The sequence below is a fragment of the Aquabacterium sp. genome (assembly GCF_041915145.1).
In the GTDB taxonomy this organism is placed as follows: Bacteria; Pseudomonadota; Gammaproteobacteria; order Burkholderiales; family Burkholderiaceae_C; genus Aquabacterium.
Map to the genome: position 1 here is coordinate 1 of NZ_JAYSBZ010000118.1, position 5,678 is coordinate 5,678.

8 protein-coding genes and 1 tRNA gene are annotated in these 5,678 nt (G+C 66.7%); 2 read left to right on the top strand and 7 right to left on the bottom strand.

What is annotated here, in order from left to right:
* From ACE3SS_RS14560 to ACE3SS_RS14585, 6 genes are all read right to left on the bottom strand, one after another.
* Positions 1 to 1,562: TonB-dependent receptor domain-containing protein (locus tag ACE3SS_RS14560; RefSeq protein ID WP_374595178.1), on the bottom strand; the 1,562-nt coding region annotated here is incomplete at its 3' end.
* A 127-nt stretch (positions 1,563 to 1,689) separates the two neighbouring features.
* Positions 1,690 to 1,908, bottom strand: coding sequence for a hemin uptake protein HemP (hemP, locus tag ACE3SS_RS14565; protein WP_374595180.1), 219 nt, complete (start codon positions 1,906 to 1,908; stop codon positions 1,690 to 1,692).
* The gene (locus ACE3SS_RS14570; protein ID WP_374595182.1) at positions 1,889 to 2,329 is read right to left on the bottom strand and encodes an ExbD/TolR family protein; all 441 of its coding nucleotides are present in this window, start codon (positions 2,327 to 2,329) and stop codon (positions 1,889 to 1,891) included. The genes hemP and ACE3SS_RS14570 overlap by 20 nt, the downstream gene beginning before the upstream one ends.
* Positions 2,329 to 3,045, bottom strand: a complete 717-nt coding sequence (locus ACE3SS_RS14575; RefSeq protein ID WP_374595184.1) for a MotA/TolQ/ExbB proton channel family protein — start codon at positions 3,043 to 3,045, stop codon at positions 2,329 to 2,331. Before ACE3SS_RS14575 ends, ACE3SS_RS14570 begins: the two co-directional genes overlap by 1 nt.
* Before the next feature lie 4 nt (positions 3,046 to 3,049).
* On the bottom strand, positions 3,050 to 3,697 hold the full coding sequence (locus ACE3SS_RS14580) for an energy transducer TonB (protein ID WP_374595186.1): 648 nt from the start codon (positions 3,695 to 3,697) through the stop codon (positions 3,050 to 3,052).
* A gap of 37 nt (positions 3,698 to 3,734) precedes the next feature.
* Complete coding sequence (locus ACE3SS_RS14585) at positions 3,735 to 4,034, bottom strand: hypothetical protein (RefSeq protein WP_374595188.1); 300 nt, start codon at positions 4,032 to 4,034, stop codon at positions 3,735 to 3,737.
* Positions 4,035 to 4,222: 188 nt separating this feature from the next.
* Here ACE3SS_RS14585 and ACE3SS_RS14590 point away from each other — a divergent pair, with 188 nt between their 5' ends.
* The gene (locus ACE3SS_RS14590) at positions 4,223 to 4,678 is read left to right on the top strand and encodes a four-helix bundle copper-binding protein (RefSeq protein WP_374595190.1); all 456 of its coding nucleotides are present in this window, start codon (positions 4,223 to 4,225) and stop codon (positions 4,676 to 4,678) included.
* 104 nt (positions 4,679 to 4,782) lie between these two features.
* On the opposite strand, the gene ACE3SS_RS14595 is transcribed toward ACE3SS_RS14590, so the two are convergent.
* Positions 4,783 to 4,859 (bottom strand) — tRNA-Met (locus tag ACE3SS_RS14595).
* A 173-nt stretch (positions 4,860 to 5,032) separates the two neighbouring features.
* Between ACE3SS_RS14595 and ACE3SS_RS14600 the strand changes: the two genes are divergently transcribed.
* On the top strand, positions 5,033 to 5,678 hold a 646-nt coding region (locus tag ACE3SS_RS14600), incomplete at its 3' end, for a contractile injection system protein, VgrG/Pvc8 family (protein WP_374595192.1).

Below are 5,678 nucleotides of genomic sequence, written 5' to 3' on the forward strand. Positions count from 1 at the left end.
TTGGGCGCGCGATACGAACGCGCCACCTGACCGTAGGCGGCAACGGCGGGGCTGAAGCGCCACATCGCGCCCAGCTTGGGCGACCAGGCGCCGTCCGACTTCTCGACCGCGTCGCGCCCGATGGCCGCGAGCACCGATCGCGCCAACGCGTCCACCTCGGGCTTGAGCGTGCGGTGGTCGTAGCGCAGGCCGGGGGTCAGCGACAACGCGCCGCCAGCGAGGCCGCCGATCTCGTCTTGCGCGAACAGGCCGATCGTGTTGGTGCGCCCGTTGGCAAAGTCGCGCAGCGGAAAGCTGTCGCCCGCCAGCGTCTTGCCGACCGTGCCGGATGTGAGGTTGTAGATCGTGGCGTCGCGATACTCGACCACCTTCTGCCGCGACACATCCACCCCGCCCGTGATCATGTGCGTGCCGCCATCGGTCTTGAGCCACTTGTCGAGCTGCACGTTGGCGCCGGTGGTGTCCTGGCTGAACGAAAAATACTGATCGACGTTGCAGCTGTTGACGCCGCTGGCCGTGGCCGAGCAGCTGGCCGAGGTGCTGCTGCGGCGCTGCAGGTTGTGGTTCTCGGTGTCGGCGTTCTGGCGGTAGACCATTGCATGCAGCCGGTCGTACGGGCCGTCCTGCATCTTGTGCTCCCACTCCAGGCTGCCCCGCAGGCGTTTGGACTGATCCTCGCCTTGCGTGGCCGTCACCTTGGGTAGCGAGCTCGACAGGCGCAGCACGTTGGTATCCACCGTCATGTCGCGGCCTTCGACGCTGGCCGTGAGCTTGTGGCCGGCGGCGGGGTGCAGCACCAGCTTGGCCAGCACGCCCTGATCGTCGATCGATTGCGGATTGGCGCGCGTGCGGCTGGTCGATGTCGTGTCCACCGAGCCCATCGTCTTCGTCTCGTGGGCGCGCGCGCTCGACGCGCCGAGCAAGAACTCGGGGCGCCAGGCGCTCTCGTCGCCACGGAACGCGCCCAGCGCCGTCAGCCGTCGCTCGTTGTTGGCGCCCAGGTAGCTGGCGCGCACGCGCGCGGCACGGGCCTTGTCGGCCCCCAGCAAGTCGGTGGGGTCGAGCGTCAAGAAGCCGATCACGCCGCCGATGGCATCCGAGCCGTACAGGCTCGACGACGCGCCGCGCACCACCTCGACGCGCTTCAGGAAATCGGGCACCACTCCCAACGGCGCGCTGAGCGTGAAGTTGGTCGGGCCGCCGCCGTTGTAGTAATCGGTCAGGCGAACGCCGTCCACCTGCTGCACCACGCGGTTGTCTTCGAGGCCGCGGATGTTGGGGCGCGTGGCGCCGAAGCGTCGGGCGTCGCGCGACACGGCCATGTCGGGCTCGTTGGCGAACAGATCGGCCGTGTTGCCGGGCAGGCGGCGATCGAGTTGCTGGCGCGTCGTGCTCGTGACCGTGGCTGGCACGTCGTCGGCCTCGGCTTCATGGCGCGTGGCGGTCACCACCACGTTGCGCAATTCGGTTTGCGCCCAGGCCAGGCCGTGGGTTCCAGGGGCGCACAGGGCGGCCAGCGCCAAAGCCACGCGGGTGCGCGAGAAAGAGATTCGAGGATTCATCAGACAACCTTTGGGGGACTTCTTGGTTCAACAAAGCAAAGGCTGGCTGTCTCGGGCGCGGAACGGCCCGTGGTGGCTGGCTGGGATGAGCTGGCGGCGTGACGCGTGCGCGGCCACGCGAGGCCGGTTACTTGGTCAGGATCAGTTTGTTTTCGCGCGTGATGCGCAGCAGATACACCTGATCGGCGTGGGCAATGCGCAGCAGCGCGCCACCACCGCTGAACAGCGTCGTCGAGTCGACCATTGGCGGCGGCGTGGCCGGCGCATCGTCGCGACGGTCGAGGTGGCGCGATCGTCGCGTGGGCGCAATGCCGGCGGCGTGCGCGTCACTGGGGGGTGTTGGCATGATCGAGGTCTCCTGAGACAGTGGCAAATCGCAGACGGGTCAGGCCAGCCTGACGCGCCGCACCCAGCACCCGCGCGACATGCTCGTAGTCGGTGTGCCGGTCGGCAGATAGACGCAGCTCGGGTTGCGGCGCGCGCGCGGCGGCTTGCTGCAGCCGCGCGGGCATGGTTTCGGGCGTCAGCGCCTGATCGTTCCAGTAGGCATGGCCTTCGGCGTCGAGCGTCAGCCGCACGATCTCGGGCCGCTGTTCGGCGGGCGTGCTTGCCGCGCGTGGCAGATCCACCTTGATCACCTGACTGAGCAGCGGAGCCGTCACCATCATGACCACCAGCAGCACCAGCATCACGTCCACCAGCGGCGTGGTGTTGATCTCGCTCATCGGTGTCGGGGCGCTGTCGCGGGCAAAACCTCCGATGGCCATCACGCCGCCTCCGCCAGCGTTGCCGCGCGCCGCTTGTCGCACGCGCCAGCGGCTTTGCTCAGAGGGCGTCCCACCGTCAGGAACGCGTGCAGATCGTGGGCAAACGCATCGAGCTCGGCCAGGCAGACACGGTTGGCGCGGGCAAAGGCGTTGTAGGCAAACACGGCCGGCAGCGCCACCGACAGTCCCAGTGCCGTCATGATGAGCGCCTCGCCCACCGGGCCGGCCACTTTGTCCAGCGAGGCTTGTCCGGTCGTGCCGATGGCCACCAGCGCGTGATAGATGCCCCACACCGTGCCAAACAGCCCCACGAAAGGCGCCGTGGCCCCCGTGGTGGCCAGCCATGTCAGGCCGTTTTCGATCTGCGCTTGCGTGCGGGCATATTGCTGGCGCAGCGCGCGCTCGATTTGTTCGGATGCGTCGAGCCGGCTGGCCAGATCGGGCGTGCGATCGCAGTGCTCGGCGCAGCGCTGTCCCTGCTCGGCCAGCGCATGAAACGGCCCGCTGTCCAACTGCGCGACTCCGTCGTCGAACGTCTGCGCGCGCCAGAACGATTGCGCCCAAGCCGCTGCGCGCCGCAGTCGCCAGCCATCCAGCGTCTTGGCCAGAATCAAATACCACGACGCCACCGACATCACCACCAAGGTGAGCAGCACCACCCGTGCCACGGCGTCGCCGGCGGACCAGATCCGCCACAAGGCTTCCATTGCATTCATACAACTACCCTTCGAGATTGAAAGTGATCGGCACCGTGACCCAGCTCTGCACGGCCGTCTCGCCCTGCCGCGCCGGCACGAAGCGCCAGCGCTTGACCGTTTGCAGCGCGGCGTCGTCAAGGCGCGGACTGCCCGAAGAACTCGCGATCGCCACCGAATCGGGCAGCCCCTGAGGCGTGACCGATACGCGCAACAACACCCTGCCCATCTCGCCCATGCGGCGTGCAAAAGCCGGATAGTCGGGCTTGGGGTTATGCAGGTAGTCGGCGTCAAAGCGCGCCGGCGTGATGCTCGGCGTGCTCGACAAGACGGGATCGGCGCTGGGCGACTCATGGCGCACGGTTGCCACGGCGCTGTCTTGAGCCGGTGCCGGTGCCGGCCTCGGCGTGGCCGGCTCGGGCACCGACTCGGTGGGGGCGGCGGGGGCCTGCGCGCGGGCTCGGGCAAGCTGAGCGTGGCGCACCACGGGCGTCGGTTGTTCCGCGGGCGGCTCGGCGCGACGCGTCGGCTGATCCGGCAACGAAAGATCCACCACCACCGAGGGGGCATCCATCAGCGCGGCCGGCGTGGCCGAGGCATGGCGCGCCATCCAGCCCGCGGCGGCCAGATGACCGCCCACCACGATCGACGCCAGCAGCGCGCGCCGGACCACGAATCCCTCCTGAAAAAGCGGCAGGTCGGGTAGCGAATCAATGACAAGAGATGACATGGCCTGACGTGCGAGTGCTGGCGCAAAAAGGCTGGCTGTGCGGGTGGCTCGGGGTTGCGGGCGAAGCCGACCAGATCAGCGCCTCGCCCTCGATGGCCTCGAACAATTCTTGAGCGTGAGCGCGGATGTGGTCATCGACGCCAGGCGCGTTGGCCACGCGATCGAGCAGCAACGCGCACAGATGCGCCGACCGCCGGCAACCAGTCTTGATCGCGCGCGCCAGATGCGCCATCGCGCCGGCAAGCTCGGGGCACACCGTGGATTCGGTTGCTGCAGTCATCGCATCACCTCCGTCATTAGATGCGAATGATTATCAATAACACGAGTCGCGCTGTCAAGGCCATCTCGACGCCGACGGGCGCGCCGCCGCGCGGCATCTGGCCGCGTTTCTGCACTAAAGTCGTAAGCGACTGAGGGCGCGGAGCCGCCAGTTAGAAACCCACACAACCACGCATGGAAAGGCCACAAATGAATCGTCGCATCGTCATCGGCTCGGTAGGTTTTGCCGCTTTCGCGGGCCTCGCTCGATCAGCTCTGGCTCAACATGAGCATCATGATCACGCTGGCGCCAGTGCGCCCGTCAATCAGGCTCCAAGCAAGTTTGCCGCCCTGGTTGCCGCAACATCCGACTGTGCCGCCAAGGGGCAAGCCTGCCTTGCTCATTGCATCGCGCTTCTCTCGGACGGAGACAAATCTCTCGGGAAGTGCGCCAAGACCGTCAGCCAGGTTGTTCCGCTTTGCACGGCGCTTCAGAATCTCGCGGCGCAAGATTCGTCATATACGCGAGCGCTCGCAAAGGTTGCCCTGGACGCGTGCATCGAATGCGCCGAGGCATGCAAGCCTCACGCGGAGCACCACGCGCAGTGCAAGGCCTGCTATGAGTCGTGCCTCGAGTGCATCAAGCAATGCAAGGCGGTGCTTTGATCGTCGATGCAAAAGTGCCGAGGTTTTGTGGGCCATAGATGGGCCACAAACAAAAAAGCCACTCACAAGTGAGTGGCTTTTTACCGGGTAAGGCCCGTGAATCCTGGTTGCGGGGGCTGGATTTGAACCAACGACCTTTGGGTTATGAGCCCAACGAGCTACCGAGCTGCTCCACCCCGCGTCAAGAGTTGAGACTATAGCACATAAATTTGTCATCGCTGCGGCGCTCGGCTTGGCGGGTGCTCGGCAAGCCGCTCAAATGTGCTTTTGAGTAACCCGTTCGTATGGGGGGCTCAACATGCGTGGCGATCCAGCAAAATCCGCCACTCAAACAAATAACTCAGGGAAATTCTCATGGATCTGTCCGACTTGTCGGGCGTGGTCGCGCGCGCGCTGGGCGGCGATTTGAGCTGGGACTCCACCCAACGCCTGTACCACCTCGCCGGCCCCGGCGACACCTCGGGTTTGCTGCTCGAAAGCTGGCTCGCCCACGAGTCTGTCGGCGCGCCATTCGTGCTGCGCCTGCTGTGCCTGAGCACCGACGCCCACCTCGACCCTGCCGCCATGCTCGCGCAGCCCGTTCAGCTGCACACCACGCTGGCCGACGGCAGCCGCACCAGCCGCAGCGCCATCGTGCTCGAAGCCGAGCCCCTGGCCAGCAACGGTGCCGCCGCCCGCTACCGCCTCACCGCCGGCCCTTGGCTCAGCCTGCTGGCCTACGCCCGCCACAGCCGCGTCTGGCAAGACCGCACCCCGGCGCAGATCCTCGAAGACGTTTTCAGCGCCTACGCTGCCCACGCCGCCTGGCGCTTCGACGACAGCATCCAGCCCGACCTGCAAGCCAGCCCCTCGGCCGGCGTGCGCGGCCTGCGTGTGCAATACCGCGAGACCGATCTCGAGTTCGTCCAACGCGTGCTCGCCACAGAGGGCTGGAGCACCCGCTTTGAAGAAGACGACACCGCGCCAGCCGGCCACCGCCTCGTCCTCTTTGCCGACAGCG